Source organism: Arthrobacter sp. KBS0703 (genome assembly GCF_002008315.2).
Lineage (GTDB): Bacteria > Actinomycetota > Actinomycetes > Actinomycetales > Micrococcaceae > Arthrobacter.
In genome coordinates, this window is sequence record NZ_MVDG02000001.1 from 2804071 (window position 1) to 2819974 (window position 15904).

Here is a 15904-nt window from a genome sequence, read left to right on the forward strand (position 1 = left end):
TAGCTTCTTAAGGAATCCCCTCAACGGAAGGAACGAGCATGTCTGTAATCGCAATCCCGGAAGTGACAACCACCCGGGCAGAAGACCTCAAGGCGCTCCCGGCATGGCAGGCTCTGAAGGCAGCCGTCATCGGACTGCAGCAGGTTCAAGTGCAGGACGGTTCCGTTCCGGAACCCGCTGACCATGGCCAGGCCCGCCAGAATGTCGGCATCATTACTGACTCAATCAACGATCTGCGCCCCCACCTCCCCCACGACTCGGACTACTTTGAACTGCTCGCGCAGGACTTCCAGCGGTGGGCGTCCGAGGGCTTCGTCGTGCCGGATTTCCTCGACTCATTGGTAGCCTTCCACCCCGAGCAGTGGCGCATCGATGGGCTGCCGCACCTGGTGGTGTTCCCCATGTACACGCAGAACGGCAGCACCAACCGCTACTTCGAGGCCGTCCTCATCGAGGTCATCTGGCCTTCTTTCGTCGCTGAACTGGAGGCAGGAAACTACTCCAACAAGCTGTTCGTCCCCATCAGCTTCGTCGATTTCACGCCGGGCTATGACACGAACTCCGCAGTTCTCTTCCCCGAGAGCGTCGCGGTCCGGAGCACCCTCTCCTTCACCTGGGGAGGCATTTTCGCGGACCGCGAAGCTGCCCGGTTCCGTCGCGTCCTAAAAGCTGCTGCCGGCATCACTTCCCTGGACCTGCCGGCTGACGCCGCGGAATTCATCGATGACCAGCACCTCACGGAGAAGACCTTCGTGATGTGGGACCTGATCCATGACCGGACCCACATGCGCGGTGACCTGCCCTTTGATCCGTTCATGATCAAGCAGCGGATGCCGTATTTCCTGTACTCCCTGGAGGAGCTCCGCTGTGACCTGACCGCCTTCCGCGAATCAGTCCTCATCGAGCGGGACGAAACGGCGTCCGAGGACGCCCGCAAGCACGCCAAGCTGGTCCAGTACGCCGTGATCTTCGACCGCATTTTCCGCTTCGCGATTACCGGGAACCGGGTCCGTAACTACGACGCCGTGGGCGGCCAGTTGCTGTTCGCCTGGATGCACCAGCACCGGGTCCTGCACTGGACCGATGGGAAGTTGAGCATCGACTGGAAGGACGTCGCCGGCGTGGTGGTCGAACTGGGTCTCCGCATCGAGGAACTCTACTGGCGTTCAATCGACCGGCCGAAGACCGCACACTGGCTGGCTGCCTACGAGCTCGTCTCGGAAACCCTCACCCCCCACCCGGCCTCCGTGTGGGCCAAGGGACCGGAGGCCCTTCCGCTCGAAGGCCCTCCCCGGGGTCTGACGGACCAGATCCTTGATGACGAATTCCCCCTGTCGATGTTCTACGAAGCACTGGAGAAGAAGATGTCCGCGGTCATTGAATCAACTGCCGGGATCACCGGTCAGAGCCCTGCGAAGACTGAGGGCGAGGTAGGCGCATGAGCCAGGACCTCTCTGGGCGTACGGTCGTCGTCGCCGGTTCGACAAGCGCAGCCGGCGTCGCGGTAGTCCGCACCCTCTCGCAAGCAGGGGCACGCGTGGCCGCCGTGGACATTCTTGAGGACCGGGTGCAGGAACTCTCGGCAGCGTACGGCAACGTCACGGGCTATGTCTGCAACCTCGCGGACCTGCAGGCCGTTGAGGACTTGGCGACGTCGGTCCGGAACGATCTGGGTCCCGTGGACGGCCTTATCCACCTTGTAGGAGGGTGGCGAGGCGGTACCGGCATCAAAGGCCAGACGGATGGAGACTGGGACTTCCTCCACACCAGCGTCCTCACCACCCTGAGGAACACCAGCCGCGCGTTTTACGATGACTTGGCTGCCTCCCCTGTGGGTCGCCTGGCCATCGTTTCCGCACAGTCCGCTTCCTCGCCCACAGCGGACGGCGCCGCCTATGCCGCCGTCAAGTCCGCCGCCGAGGCATGGACGCTGGCCGTGGCCGACGGATTCCGGCACCTGCAGGGAGGAAACGAAAGCCCCCTCTCCGCTCAGCACTCGGCCGCCCTGGTCTTCGTCGTCAAGGCTCTGGTCGATGACCGGATGCGCGCAGCCCAGCCGGAACGGAAATTTCCGGGCTTCACGGATGTCAGTGTCCTTGCCGACGCTGTACAGCGGATCTTCGGCCTGGATGCGGAACAGATCAACGGGCAGCGCCTGCCCCTCACGGCCGGCCACCTCGTGGGCGCACCGGCATAAGCGTCAGCGTTGGTACCAAAGCAGGCGCCCCGCACGTACTGGCGGGGCGCCTGCACGACCAGGCATGCCGGGGCTTCGCCTCGGACAACATGCTCAGGCCGGTGACGTGACCGCGGAGGCGAGCGCCGCCGTCGTACTTTCAGGAACAGACAGCAGCGTTTCCACCAAGTGCGGCGCGAAGTCGCCGTCGAGCGCCAGCACCACCCGGCAGCGGGCGCCGGGCTGCTCCGGGTAGTCCAGGTAGAGTCCGCGCAGGTCGCAGACGGTCTGACCACGGCTTGGCCCAAAAGTGGTGTCGACGGCGACACGCACCACCGGGGCGACGGCGGCTTTGACGCCGCCCACCGCGAGCGCCGCCGCGAGGGGGTCGTGCATGGCCGAGCAGGCCCGGCCGAAGATGCCCTCGTAGAACCGGAAGTAGTAGCCGAGCATCTCCCCCAGGGCCTGCGGAACCGGGTGGCCGGCGGCCAGCAGCTCCTGCCGGTGGCTTTCCTCCAGCACGTTGGACATGGTCACGTCCAGCGGCACCAGGGTGATGTTCCAGTCGGCGGCGAGGACGTCCGCGGCGGCCTCGGGGTCGTTGGCGATGTTGGCCTCCGCCACCGCGGTGATGTTTCCGGGGGCCAGCGCCGCGCCGCCCATGATGGTGATCTCCTGCACGAGCCGGGGAAGCTCCGGATCCAGCCGCAGCGCGTCCGCAATGTTGGTGAGCGGGCCGATGGCGAGGATCCGCAGCGTGCCGGGGTGCTCGTGGGCGAGCCGCACGAGCATCTCCGCCGCGGTCTCGGACGCGAGCTCAACAGAGGCCGCCTCGAGCGAAACCTCGCCGATGCCGTTGGCGCCGTGGACGTGCGGCGCCCCGCCGTGGAACGTGCCGGTCTGCGGGTCGTGGGCTCCGAGCGCGACGGGGATGTGCGCGTGCCCGGCGAGCTGGAGCAGGTCCAGGGTGTTCCGGGCGCCGACGGCGGCACTGACGTTGCCGCTGACGGTGCCGATCCCCCGCACGTCCGCCTGCGGGGAGGCGAGCAGGTAGGCCAGGGCGAGGGCGTCGTCGATCCCGGTGTCGCAGTCAAGGTAGAACGGGTTGCTGGTGGGCGTGGTCATTGCGGTGGTTCTCGTTTCGTTGGTGCTGGGTGGGGTGGGACGTCAGAGGGATTCGCCCTTGGGGGCGGCGACGAAGAGGCTGACGATGAAGGCCGCCGCGGTGATGGCAACGGAGATCCAGAGCGCGGTGGCGTAGCCGGCGGAGGTGGCCTGGGCGGCGAACGGTGCCACGAGCACGACGCCGAGGCTCGCGCCGATGCCGAAGGAGGCTCCGTTGATGCCGGGCAGGGCGGCCGGGGCTTCCTTGGGCGAGAGCAGGACGGAGAGCCCGTTGATGGCGGTGAGGAAGAAGCCGTTGTAGAAGATTCCGAGCGATGCGACGGCGATCATCACCGCCACCTGGTTGTCGGAGAACGTGGCCGCGGCGACGGCGCAGGCCAGGCTCAGCCCGGTTCCCGCCCGGAGGGTCTTGATCCAGCCGCGGCGGTCGGCGAGCCAGCCGGCGAGCGGTGCGGCGAAGACGCCGATGAGCGCGGCCGGGGTCAGGAACAGCAGGGCGGACACGGACGCGCTGAACCCGAAGCCGTGGTGGATGTCCTGGCTGAGCAGCACCACCGTGAAGTTGATGACGGCGAAGATGCCGGCCAGGGTCAGGACGGTGGTGGCGATGACGGGCCAGACCCGGCGGGAGCGCAGGTGGTGTACGGCGATGAGCGGGTGGCTGCGCTTCTTCTCGATCATCCAGAAGGCGGCGAAGGACGCGACAGTGCCGGCCAGCAGGGCCAGGGTGCTGGGCGCTGTCCAGCCGGCGGCCGATCCGCCGGAGACAAAGTAGGTGATGAAGACGAGGAACACCGAGAGCGAGCCCGCTCCCCACCAGTCCATGGCGCCGCGGACGCCCCGCGGCCGTCCCTTCGGGACGATCTTGAGAATGCAGCCGGCGGCGACGGCGGTCAGCACCAGCACGACGACGAAGATGGACCGGAATCCGAGGGTTTCGGCCATGAGGCCGCCGACGTAGCCGTCGACGCCACCGATCCCGCCGTTGATGGCGGCGATGATGCCCACGGAGGTGCCGAACAGGCGGGCGTGCAGGTTCTCGCTGAGGACGATGTAGGCGAGGGCGAAGACGGCGCTGGACACGCCCTGGAGGAACCTGCCGGCGACGAGCAGGGGCAGCGTCGGGGCGGCGATGCACAGAAGGGTTCCGGCGCCCATGATGCCGAGGACCAGCAGCAGCGCGGCGCGGCGGCCGATGAAGTCGCTCCACCGTCCGATCACCGGGCCTGCGATGGCTCCGGCGAGGAAGAACATGGACTGCACGGGGGCGGCGCTGTCGGCGCCCAGGCCGAAGGAGGCCGCGATCTGCGGCAGCGCCGGGGTGACCATGCTGGCGTTGAGCTGGAAGGACAGCACGCCGAGCAGCAGCGTGGAGATCAGCAGGGCGGCGCGGCGGCCGGCGAACTGTGGCTGGTCTGCGTTTGTTTCGTTGCCGACGGCGGCTGGCGGCGAGGTAGTGACCGGGGTTGGGCTGTTCACATCAAACTCCTTTGTTCTGCAGGCGGGGTCCTGCCGTTGGGATGTGAGTTGTTATACAACCATGTATGACGAACAAGTACAACCATGGCGTACACTATTTCCTAATCCAGCCGCCCTGGCTTCACCCGATAGGACTTCCCATGAGCACTCGACTTCCTGCCGTCACCGTCGTCGGCAGCATCAACCTCGACATCATCGCCACCACGGACCGGCTGCCCACCGCCGGCGAGACCATCGGCGGCGGGGTTCTGCAGCAGCAGCCCGGCGGCAAGGGTGCCAACCAGGCTGTCGCCGCGGCGCGGCTGGTCGGAAGCGCGAGGATGATCGGCGCGGTGGGCGACGACGCCCAAGGCCGCCTGATGCTTGAGTCTCTGGCTGCTGCCGGCGTGGACACGTCTGACGTGTCAGTGCTCGACGGCGACGCGACCGGCACCGCACTGATCGTGGTGGACCGCGACGGCGAGAACCAGATCGTGGTGTGCCCGGGAGCGAACGCGGGGTTCTCCCTGGAGGGCGTGGAGTTCTCTGCCGAGGAGACGGTGCTGTGCCAGCTCGAGGTCGGCCTGCCCGTGGTGCTGGAAGCGGCCCGGCGGTCGTCCGGATTCTTCGTGCTGAATGCTGCCCCGGCGATAGACCTGCCGGGGGAGCTGCTGGAGCGCTGCGACCTGGTGATCGTCAACGAGACCGAGTACGAGCTGATCCCGGCGCTGGCCGAGGCCAAGCTCGTTTCGGTGACGTACGGGAAGGACGGCTCGGCGATGTTTGAGCACGGGCGACGGGTGGCTGAGGCGCCGGCGTCGGCAGCGACGGTGGCGAACACGATCGGGGCGGGCGATGCATTTTGCGCGGCCCTGGTTCTGGCGCTCCGGGCCGGACTTTCCTACGCTCGGGCGCTGGCGGTGGCTAACGCGGTGGGGGCGGACGCCGTGAGCGATCCCTCTTCCCAGCCGGCGCTGGCTCCGCTGGAGGAATACATTTCCCGAGTGGCTGGCGTCGGGGTTAATCCGCGGTGAATCTGGTTTTCAGGCCGGCAACGCCCGCCGATTATTCAGAGGTCCGGCGAATCACCCATGAGGCGTATCTCCACGCCGGGCATTTCACGGCTGACCACCCGTACATGAGCGTGCTTGAGAACGTGGAGCACCGGGGGGAGCATGCCGAGGTGTGGGTGGCCGAAGCCTCCGGCACGGTGGTCGCGGCCGTGACGCTGACGTTCGCGGGCCAGCCGTACAGCGAGGTCGCGGTGGAAAATGAGCTCGAATTCCGGATGCTCGCGGTTGATCCTGCCGTTCAAGGCGGCGGCGTTGGGCGTGCCGTTGTCCGGCGGGTCATCGAACACGCGGAGTCGTTTCCGAATATCAGGGCGATCAGCATTACGAGCGCGACGTTCATGGAACGGGCGCATGCTCTTTACGAATCCCTGGGCTTCCGGAGGGTCCCGGCCCGCGATTGGTACGTGCCGGGTGAGGATGTGCTGCTGGGGGTGTTCCGGTTGGAGTTGGCGGTGGTCGATCTTGTCGAAAGCGCCCGACTCGGCCGGTGGTTGATCCGCCGAACCCCAAAGAGCAGGGGCATTGCCCGCAACAACGGCGGCGCCAAGGCCCTGGGCGCGCACCAGGAGGCGTCACAGCGGCAGCATACTCTCGGGCTCATGCGGCGAGGACGGAGCGCTGCCGGCGTCTACCCCGCAAATTCAAAGTCGACGGTAATTTCGGAATCAACACTTTCGATGAGTCCGGAGTAGAAAACCTTGGCCTGCTCCTTCAGCGCTACTTCGTTCTGGGAGATGTATTTCTGCTTGTTCTCGTCACTGAGGATGTTGTTGACCATGCGAGTTTCAACTGCTGGCGTTGCCAGCCAGCCAAGCGCGTTGTTGCTCTCTAGGGGGTCCTCGAACGTGGGCTTGTCGAAGCCGATGCCAATGAATTGAGGAATGGTCAACCGAAAGGACTTTGGACCGGTGGGTTCGATCTTTACCTGTGACCCATCGATGCCTAATTTTGCGTCGAACTGATACTGGATCAGGGTCGTTTTCTCGCTCGCGGGTATGGCCACACCGAGAACCTCTCCATTGCTTTCGTGCCTCGAGATACCCTCCATGTGAAGGCTGAGCAGGGCGACCTCTTGCAAGCGCGTAACAGACTGAACCACCTGCGAATCACGTTCGTGCGAGCTGCTGGTGAATAGCGATCTGAGTGCGAGCGCGTTGAGTCCGCCGGTTGCAAATGCGACGCCCGTTCCTGCAACAACTAGCACGACGACCAACAGGACAAGCCAAAGCAGAACGCGGACTTTGAAAAAATTCATTATTGCTTTCAAAAACTTCATGATCGTTGAGACTCCATTTTTGTTCGTCCTCGAGACCCTCTCGGAATTCCACAGTATGGAACGGCCGCAGCGGATCGCCGAGTCAGGTTTCCTCAGACCATATACAAGAGCAAGAACTGGCCGATTATGACGCGCCACCCGCCCTGGGCATAAGGCTGCGAGCCGCGCGTTCCCAACCTCGGTGAATAGTACGCCTAGCTGAGTGGTGAGGGCTGGCGCGCAGCAGTGTCCTGGCGCTCCGCCAGGTCCTCTGCATCTTCCGCTAGATCTTCAACCAGCTTCGGCTCAAGGCCGTTCTCGGACAAGTACTTCATTGCCCTTCCAATTGTCTCAAGCTTCTTCTTCAGCTCTTTCAGTGCCTGAGCGGACTCATCGGAGAACTCGTCCAGCCGCTCATATTCGCGGCGGACTGTTATCTCATTTGAAGTTAGGATGCTCCACAACGTGTAGTCCGGTTCAAGGTTTTGCCGCTGGCGGAGTATTGCGGCCGCCAAGCGGCGCTGAATCACTGCTTCGACGGTTTCGGCTGAAGTGCCGGGGCTGGCAAGGCTAAAGGCGATGCCACCACCACCCGCACCCACCAGTGTTCCCGCAGTTAGAAGTCCACCAATCATCCCTCCAGGACCGAATCCGGCCAGGGCACTCGTGATGACTGCGGCCCCGACTACCCCAGGTGCCGCAGCCAGGGCCAGGCCGCCGGTAGCAACGACTAGTGCAACGGCACCCGCGCCGAGTGCTCCCCATTTCTTCCAATCAATTACGAGCGCTCCACTGAGCACATCTTGGGCCTCTTTGGCAGCCTCAAAAACGTGAGTACCGTACTGGCTACCCAACCCCATCTCCGAGGTAAGCTCCCGCATTGCGCCGAGCCATTTACCGCGGTCTACATTGATATCAAACGGCCTGATCACATTTTCGGATGCCAGAACTGTCAGCAGCGTTACCGCGTCCTCTTTAGTGAGATGACGGCTGGGCAGGGGCTCAGGGACGTTCGCATTCGAGTCTGATGCGTCGAAGGCCAGCCTTGCAACTTGAGAGGGCAGCGGCCTCCCCGCTTCCTTATTCCTTTGACGAATTTCATCGACGACGGTGGCCTGCACTTGCCGCAACGCTCCAGCAAATCGAATACCCTGTTCGCCGTCAAGCCGTTCCTTGAGCAGATGGGCATAACGCAGTGCCACCAAGGCAGTCAGTTCAGACGCATCCAGTGGAATATCGAGACCTCGCTCCGCGAGGACGATTTCCTTGGACTTGGATCCGAAGAGCCCAAACCCCACGGCTTCGGCGACGGCATCGTGTGAAAGGTACGTTTCGGCGTCGTGTACGTGGTGGTTAAATCCAGTTCCAATTCGGAAGTCAAGCATCCAGTTGTACACCGACGACAGGCCTCTGTGGGCCGCTACTGGGTCCAGCACGTTCCAGAAATTTGCCCACCAAGCCAAGTTGGTGGGTGGCTCCTGCATATTTTCGCGCAGTTTGTCGACATCGAATCTGCCGCTCGCCAGTGGGCTGCCGATGGTGACCAAGCCGACCACCACGAGCTCTTTGGGTAACCGCTGAATTAGGTCTGCAGCAATTACTGACCCTAGGCTATGACCAACAATTACTATCCGGCCGGCTGCGGGCAGTTTGCTAAGGATGAGCCGCAGAACCTGTGCTCTGACGTCAGCGTCACCGAGGTACTTTCGGACTTGCGCGAAACCGGGAAGGTTCGCCGCCCCGTTAACCACTAGTTCGGCGCCACCCCAGCCGGTTCCGTGGTCATGTCTTCCTAACCGAAACTCCAGCGCAGCTGTGCGTCGCTCAAAATCCCGGCGATTCTGGCGGACCTTATCCCTCGCAGGCTGCTTCACGTTGATCTTCGGAAGAGGGAAGGATTCATCACAGTCCCTGAGTGCGTGGGCATACCTGGGTGCAAGTATGCGTTCAGGGTTTATGCCCGGATACCCCAGGCGCGATAACGCCGCCTCAAGGCCAGTCAGCCAGGCACGGTCTCTGTTTCCGTCTCCGACGCCGTGCAGAAAGAGCAGTGTGGGTTCTTGGGACATGGGAACTCCGATCAAAATTTGAATCAATGTGTTTAGGGTGCGAGCGCCAGCTAGCTAACGGCATCTGCAGGCCCGCTTGCTATGCCTTCTGGGAAAAATCAATGATTGCCTAAATGCCTTATTCGCCTAGCTAGCCAGCTGCACGAATGCACCTCGAAGCTCAAGCCTCTTCGTGTCGACGCCATACTGCAGTCCTTCGTTCAGGCGGGCTGTCACACCTGCCGTCAAACGCTTGCCACCGAAAGTCCTGATGGTTTCTCGGTGGAGCTCGTCCACTGCGATGCCACCGGAGAGCCGCACGATGTCGACCATCGCGTTCCGAATTTCGACAACGCTGATGTGCTCAGGCTTCCTCGTGATGTCAGCGCTGTTCGGGCGGAACTGCTCCCACATCTCCCGGTCAACCGAGGCGTCCCAGCTAAAACCGTCGGCGTCGCAGTAGTGGAGTGATTCGTCCAAAGCATCGAGTACGGAATTTGCCCTTTGCGAGTTCACCTTGTTGAGTTCAAAAGCAGCGCAGACGAGCTTGGCCAGCCGCTCCTGGTGGATAGGTCCTTCTGCTGCGATCACATCTTGGATAGCTTCGCGTACGGCTGTTACGGAGCGGCGGGAGCGAAGCGTGTCCAGTACTTCAAGGCCGCCGAAGCGCCGGACAGTCCAAGGCTCGTAGCTGGACTGGGCGTATGCGGTAACAAGCGTGGCTGGCCTAGGGTTCGCTTGAGAGGCCTCCAGGAGGGTTCCCGGGCCAAGAGGCGAAGTGTCCTTGCCGGCGACCAGAACGAACTCCTGCTCAGGTGCGGCCGCCTCTGCCGCCCGTCGTCCGGAGCGCGTCACCGCGGGAGTTCCGCCAGTCAACGCATCCTGAGGTTCTGAAGCAGGAGCTGCCGCCTCGTACGCTTCCTCCAGAGCAGCTTCAAGCTTGTCCAGCACGGCGTCCCGGTCGGCCAGCCAGGCCGGCAGCCAGACCCGCTGCACTGAGGGCCAGCGCATCATGCGGGTAAGAACATCCCCGGGAAGCCCGTCCCGGTCGCCCGCCGTCCGGCGGGCAGCCCACGCGGGGCTGTCCAGAAGGACGGCCATCAACGGGCGGTTGGGGTTGTCGGGAACGGCAACGCTGATATCAACTTTGAAGTCGGACAGCCCCACGTCTGTTGCAACGACAAAGCCGCGGTCCCGCAGTGCGTCGGCAATCTCTTCCCGGTGCAGGTCGATACTGGCAGCGCGGCGCCCATCGTAAGGCAGAGCAGCGGTCCCCTGCTCGGCAAGATCAAGGTAGGACCGCAAATGTTTAATGCCAACGGAACTGGTTTCCTCGGAGCGCAGATCGGCCGGGTTGAAGCTGGAGAAGACAATAACTTGCCGGCGTGCACGGGTGACAGCAACGTTGAGGCGCCGTTCCCCACCAGACCGGTTCAAGGGACCAAAGTTCAGCGGCAGGTATCCCTTGTCATTCTTGCTGAACCCCGTCGAGAACAGGATGACGTCCCGCTCATCACCCTGCACGTTCTCAAGGTTCTTGACGAAGAGCCCCTCTGAATCCTCGTCCAGGGCACCGACGATACGCGGATCCTCGGTGTCGCGCAGCAGCCCTTCGATCAGGGCACGTTGCTGCAGGTTGAACGTCACCACACCAACGGAGGGAGTCCCCGCCGGATCAGCATCAAACCTATGGCGAATCTCGGCCACCACTGCCGCGGCCTCCACGGGATTGGTACGAAGGACCTTGGACGGTCCCGAGCGGTTGAACTGGCCGACAACACGGACAAAGTTCACCCCGTGCCCGCGGACACCCGCATTCGCAGCGCCGTGGGACGGGCCCGGGAACGAGGAAAGCTTGCTGTCGTAGTACTGCTGGTTACTGAAAGCAATCAGCGATTCGTCCTGGCTCCGGTAGTGCCAGGACAGCCACTGCCGCGGCACCCGCGCTTCCACGCACTCGGAAAGGATCGACTCCATATCCTCCACCACTGAGATCTCGGCGTCACCGTCGGTGCCGGAGTCAGAGGAAATCTCCGCAAACGACGTGGGCGGCATCTGTTTGCTGTCACCCACCACCACTACGGAGGCACCGCGGCCCATGGCACCCACTGCGTCGGCTACCCGGATCTGTGAGGCTTCATCGAACACCACGATGTCGAACAGACCGGCCTTGGCAGGGAAGAACCGCGCCACCGAATCCGGGCTGACCAGTGTGCAAGGCATGATCCCCGTGATGAGGTCGGCGTAGTGTTCCATCAGTTTGCGGACGGACATGCCACCCCGCTGCCTGGTCAGTTGCCGTTGCAGCTCGCCCATGCGCCCGGAGGTCGACGACGACGAAACCGTCCGGGAGTGCAGGACCTCGGCGGCGAGGTTCGTTTTGAGCAGCTCGCGTACCGTTTCCGCTCGGCTGGTGAACCGCTCGATGGTGCGCTCGTGCACGATGGTGTCAAAGTCGCTCAACCCGGTAGCGATGCGCCGTTCGGCCAGCGACCCTTCAGCCAAGCCGCGTTCAAAGGCTGCTGCTGCGTCATCTGCTTCCAGCTCGCCGTCGAGGATGGCAATACGGGCGTCCACCAGTCCCGCGGTACGCAGCGGTTCGACATGACGAATCAGCTCAAGCCACCGCGTCAGCGGTACCGACCCCGCCGCGTCCAGTCGCCGCGGCACGGACGTTTCCCACCATTGGGCCAGGAAACCTCGCTCACTGGTCCACGCACGCAGGTCATCGCTACCCACACCTTGGATTTTAAGGAATTCTTCCCAGGCATGAGAAAGCTCCCGGAGCCAGCCGATAACGTTCTGGTGGACGTCGGGCGCATCCTTCAGGAACGTGCGGAGCTCGGTCTGAAAGCTCACCGCGTCAGGCTCCGGAGACGGCTGCACCGCCTGCGCGGCCCAGCGAAGCCAGGAAATACGGTGCCTCAGGTCAGCCTGTGCGTCCGGCTTCAGCGGGTTCCATTGCTGATCCGCAGGAAGCCCAGGCAAAGAGCCCCGCGTTGCCCGCAGGCCGGAGACCTCGTGCTGGACGGCCACCAGTTTCTCCAGCAGCGGCACAAGCTCCTTGTGGCGGATTTCAGCTCCGGATACAAGCACGGGAGACAGTTCGGCGGCCACTGCCAGCAGCCGCTTCTTGCGTCCCCAGAACCCGGATGCTGCGGCCTGCTGCGCACGGCCGAGGATTTCCGGCAGCGGAAGATCCATAGCCCCCGGCGCTACGTGCTCAAGGCCTGGATGCTGAACGGACGCAAAGGCCGTCACCAGCTTCTCCAGTTGTTCAGCGTTGACAGACCAGTCGCCGGAGCGGACCACATCCAGTGTTCCCAACGGGACGTTCCGGTCCTGCAGCAGAGTAGCGAGAGTTACGACGTCGGCCGGCGTTTGCGCTGCGTCCAGAACCGGCGGTAGTCCAGGCGTTGGCCGCAAGGCGTTCAGCGCCTCATTAAGGCGACGTCCCGCAGCCAGCAGCTGCTGTTCCTGCTGGTCGCCACCGGCAACAGAGACGAACCGCCATGGGTGGTCAGGCCCAGGACGGACGGGGTCGGTGAATTCAGGAAGTTCCCGGAACACCTGTCGAATCGAGCTCAGGGTGGAGTCATTCAGGGACGCTGTCAGTTCCGGGCTAAGAGGAACTGTAGCGTGGTCAGGTTCATAGGTCAGAGCCTTGGTCCGCGCGCTGTAGAGGGACAGCTGCGCGCCATTCTCCTCATGGACGTTGTTGGCGTACCGGACCAGTCCGCGGCGGGCTGAGGCAAGATCGGTGGAGGCAGTCTCGAGCTGCTGCTTGTTCGCAGACAGGCGGAGCTCCAGGGCATGTTTGATCTGTGCCCGAACCACCGCAGGCTTGCTGCCCTTGTCGTGCAGGTCAAGGGAGAACGGTCCCATCCCGACGTCGTCGAGCCGCCTCTGGACAACATCCAGTGCTGCCCGCTTCTCCGCGACGAACAAGACCCTTTTGCCGTCAGCAATGGCGCGGGTCAGGAGGTTGGTGATGGTCTGTGACTTCCCGGTGCCCGGAGGGCCTTCCAGGACGAACGTCTGGCCGGCGACTGCTGACGCGACTGCCTCCAGCTGCGACGAGTCCGCTGGTATTGGACATTGCGCCGCAAGGGCGTCCAGGTCGACGTCGGGTGTGACGGGAACATTGTCTGAATACAGTTCCGTGGGGGTGCTGATGAGGTGTTTGACCAGGCTGTTGGCGGTGAATTCCTTCCAGTTCTCGTCAAGGTCCTTCCACAGGCGGAATTTGGCGAACTGCAACATGGACAGGTCCACGGTGTTTTCCACGCGGAAAGCCAGGCCCTTGGCCGAAACGGCGGCCCGCACAGCAGCGAACGCGGCGTCCAGATCGATTCCGGATCCATCTTCCTCCGGCTCCGCGAGGCCCGGAATGCGCAGGTCATGGGACTGCGCCAGCTTCTCGAGGAGGCAATAGTTCGGCGTGGACTGGCCGGTCTCATCGAGTGTGACGCGGTACAGACCGTTTTTCCCTGCAGAAGTCAGCTTCACCGGGACCAGAACCAGCGGGGACCGAAGCGCCCGGCCGTCCAGCTCCCACATCAGGCTGCCAATGGCCAGGTAGAGGTTGTTAGCTCCGGTTTCCTCCAGCTGGGTCTTCGCCTTGTAGGCGAGACCGCGCATCTTGGCGCTGTAGCCGTCTTCGCTGACCTCGGCGAACACGGCCTTTTTGGAGCTGAGCAGGTCGGCGAGTTCGTCCTGGGGAAGGTCCCGGCCGAAGCGGATGCCTCGCTCCTGGTGGATGGCACTGATTTGGTTGGAAGGTATCAGGCTGACGGACGTGCCCTTGCTGATGAGGTCCTCGAAGGCACCCATCCATGCGGTTGGCACTGCGAGCGGGAACCGGGCGGTTTCAGTGAAGTTGATGAGCCTGTTCCGCAGGCTCAGGTCCAGCAAGGCGTTCTTCCACTGGAGCACCCGGGGTGGAACATCGGATGCGGTCCGGGAGGCTCCCCCGCTCGAGGGTGCCTTCTGGGGCAGAGCCGGCGCAGTCCTGGTTTCCGGAACGTAGTTGACCACGATGTGGGTTCCGGCGTCAGACGTGGTGCGGGCAGGCAGCGGGTAAATGCCGTCAAGGCGGGCGCGCCGGACATCAGTCACCGCGTTGATCTCGTCATTGCCGCTTTCCACATAACGGTTCAGCGGGCTGCTGCGGAGTGCGGCCGCCGAGATCGGCTGGCTGCCGGTGAGGAGCGTGGTTTCCACAAGGCTGATGAAGCCCCGCTGGACAAGGCTGACCAGCTCTGGCACGTCGTCGGACGCCGCAGTGCTGAGGCTGCCTTCTTCCCGCCAGTAGCCGAGGAAGGCGTGGCCCTCCACCAGCCAGAGCAGAGGCCTGATGCCGCAGAATTCCAAAGCGGCGGCCAGGACCAGCGTGGTGTCCAGGCACGTGCCCAAACGGTCGTCAAGGACCTGCGCCGGTGTCCGTACCTGCTGGCCTTCCAGTCCCCAGCTGGCGGGTGGCATGCTGTAGCGGATGTCACGGGCGCTCATCGCCTGGGCGATGGCGAACACGATCTGATCAACCCGGTCCCCGTCTTCCAGGTACCCGTCGAAGCTGCCGCTGCCCGTTGTTTGCACGAGGATGTCGGCGGCCTCGGACATGAGCTTGGCAATGCTGGGATGGTGCGGTTGCACATACGCGGCCAGGAACTCGTAGGAGACGAGTCCCCGTCCGGCGATCCACAACTGGGCGGGCAGGAGCGTCAGGTCCGCTTCTGCGCGGCCCAGCTCCGCCACGGCGGCATCGGCGCCCGCCGAATGGACGGTCACCAGCACCTTTCCCATCTGGCGGTCAGCCAGTTCATACATGGTGGTGGCCTGAACCGGGACGTTGAGGTCATCGAGCGTGATGGTTTGGCCTGCGGCAAGGTCCACATACTGCTGGAAGTCGCCGGAGATCCGGCCTGTCTGCGCGGAGGCCTCCACCTGGACCACTGCACCACGGATTTCCGCGCCATTGTTGGTGATCTTGACCTGCCTGACGAAGCGGAAGCCGTTGTGCGCCATCGCGTAGCTCAGTGAATCTGCAGTGATCACCTCAACCACAACGTGGGCAGCGGATATAGCCGGTCCATGGACCGCGGGCTCACCCGGAAAGCTTTCCTCCGGGTGGTCGGTCTGCGCGACGGCGGCCGGCAGAGCCTGCTGGTCTTCTTCCGTTTGTTCCTTCGGAGAGGCCCGGTTTTGATACTCGGTGAGAAGCGCAACCAACTCGCTCTGAGTTTGGTCCATCCCGAGCACTTTGGCCAGCCGGCCTGCGGTGTCCAGGGCACGGAAGGTATCGGCGTCGTCGAAGGTCTCATTGTGGGCCCAGCGGTTCCGTGCCTGGCGCAGCTCGGACGTGTGGCTGCGTGCGTCATGCGGGAGGTTGAAGGGGTAGCCAAGTGAGCCCATGGATTCAGTCATGATGCGCAGCTGCAGGCTGAGATCCGTGGGTGCGTAGGACTGCGCAGCGCGGCCAGCGTTCTCGTCCTTGTGCTGGATGATCTTGGTCCATGCCACGCCGGGGGCTACCTCAGCGAGCACTGCTGCGATGTAGGGCTCAAGGCCAACCGCCAAGGCCTCAAGGGCCCGGCCCACATACTCGCGGTTGGACAGACTCATCAAATTCCCCCATCTACGGCACCGGCATCAGTACCGTCATTCACTCGATGCAACCAATCATGGCATCCGGCACTGACAATCCTGCGTGTCTGTTGGTTCTGGCGCCGCTCAGCGGTCCGGAAAACCGGTAAGTTACGGCCCGGAC

General features: G+C 63.5%; 9 protein-coding genes. 4 read left to right on the forward strand and 5 right to left on the reverse strand.

The window, feature by feature from the left end; genetic code table 11:
- Positions 1–38: 38 nt before the first annotated feature.
- Both B1A87_RS13140 and B1A87_RS13145 read left to right on the forward strand, forming a co-directional pair.
- The gene (locus B1A87_RS13140) at positions 39–1442 is read left to right on the forward strand and encodes a DUF6421 family protein (protein ID WP_139362739.1); all 1404 of its coding nucleotides are present in this window, start codon (positions 39–41) and stop codon (positions 1440–1442) included.
- A complete protein-coding gene (locus B1A87_RS13145) occupies positions 1439–2197 on the forward strand; it encodes an SDR family NAD(P)-dependent oxidoreductase (protein ID WP_078027656.1) in 759 nt (252 codons plus the stop codon). Before B1A87_RS13140 ends, B1A87_RS13145 begins: the two co-directional genes overlap by 4 nt.
- A gap of 93 nt (positions 2198–2290) precedes the next feature.
- Here the strand turns inward: B1A87_RS13145 and B1A87_RS13150 are convergent, their stop codons facing one another.
- Both B1A87_RS13150 and B1A87_RS13155 read right to left on the reverse strand, forming a co-directional pair.
- Positions 2291–3301, reverse strand: a complete 1011-nt coding sequence (locus B1A87_RS13150; RefSeq protein WP_078027657.1) for a nucleoside hydrolase — start codon at positions 3299–3301, stop codon at positions 2291–2293.
- A 42-nt stretch (positions 3302–3343) separates the two neighbouring features.
- Positions 3344–4780, reverse strand: a complete 1437-nt coding sequence (locus B1A87_RS13155) for an MFS transporter (protein WP_078027658.1) — start codon at positions 4778–4780, stop codon at positions 3344–3346.
- A 140-nt stretch (positions 4781–4920) separates the two neighbouring features.
- Between B1A87_RS13155 and B1A87_RS13160 the strand changes: the two genes are divergently transcribed.
- Positions 4921–5793, forward strand: coding sequence for a ribokinase (locus B1A87_RS13160; protein ID WP_078027659.1), 873 nt, complete (start codon positions 4921–4923; stop codon positions 5791–5793).
- 104 nt (positions 5794–5897) lie between these two features.
- On the forward strand, positions 5898–6524 hold the full coding sequence (locus tag B1A87_RS24670) for a GNAT family N-acetyltransferase (protein ID WP_313902477.1): 627 nt from the start codon (positions 5898–5900) through the stop codon (positions 6522–6524).
- On the opposite strand, the gene B1A87_RS13170 is transcribed toward B1A87_RS24670, so the two are convergent.
- The 3 genes from B1A87_RS13170 to B1A87_RS13180 all read right to left on the reverse strand — a co-directional run bounded on the left by B1A87_RS13170 (position 6461) and on the right by B1A87_RS13180 (position 15759).
- Positions 6461–7108: a hypothetical protein gene (locus B1A87_RS13170; protein WP_078027660.1), complete on the reverse strand. Its 648-nt coding sequence runs from the start codon at positions 7106–7108 to the stop codon at positions 6461–6463. The two genes, B1A87_RS24670 and B1A87_RS13170, sit on opposite strands and share 64 nt — an antisense overlap.
- Before the next feature lie 194 nt (positions 7109–7302).
- A complete protein-coding gene (locus B1A87_RS13175; protein WP_185982321.1) occupies positions 7303–8643 on the reverse strand; it encodes a hypothetical protein in 1341 nt (446 codons plus the stop codon).
- A gap of 639 nt (positions 8644–9282) precedes the next feature.
- Positions 9283–15759: a DUF3320 domain-containing protein gene (locus B1A87_RS13180; RefSeq protein WP_139362740.1), complete on the reverse strand. Its 6477-nt coding sequence runs from the start codon at positions 15757–15759 to the stop codon at positions 9283–9285.
- Positions 15760–15904 lie beyond the last annotated feature (145 nt).

Bases quoted from the DNA above. Each gene is read 5' to 3' on its own strand.
- B1A87_RS13140 (WP_139362739.1), top strand. From the start codon at position 39: ATGTCTGTAATCGCAATCCCGGAAGTGACAACCACCCGGGCAGAAGAC.
- B1A87_RS13145 (WP_078027656.1), top strand. From the start codon at position 1,439: ATGAGCCAGGACCTCTCTGGGCGTACGGTCGTCGTCGCCGGTTCGACA.
- B1A87_RS13150 (WP_078027657.1), bottom strand. From the start codon at position 3,301: ATGACCACGCCCACCAGCAACCCGTTCTACCTTGACTGCGACACCGGG.
- B1A87_RS13160 (WP_078027659.1), top strand. From the start codon at position 4,921: ATGAGCACTCGACTTCCTGCCGTCACCGTCGTCGGCAGCATCAACCTC.
- B1A87_RS24670 (WP_313902477.1), top strand. From the start codon at position 5,898: ATGAGCGTGCTTGAGAACGTGGAGCACCGGGGGGAGCATGCCGAGGTG.
- B1A87_RS13170 (WP_078027660.1), bottom strand. From the start codon at position 7,108: ATGAAGTTTTTGAAAGCAATAATGAATTTTTTCAAAGTCCGCGTTCTG.
- B1A87_RS13180 (WP_139362740.1), bottom strand. From the start codon at position 15,759: ATGAGTCTGTCCAACCGCGAGTATGTGGGCCGGGCCCTTGAGGCCTTG.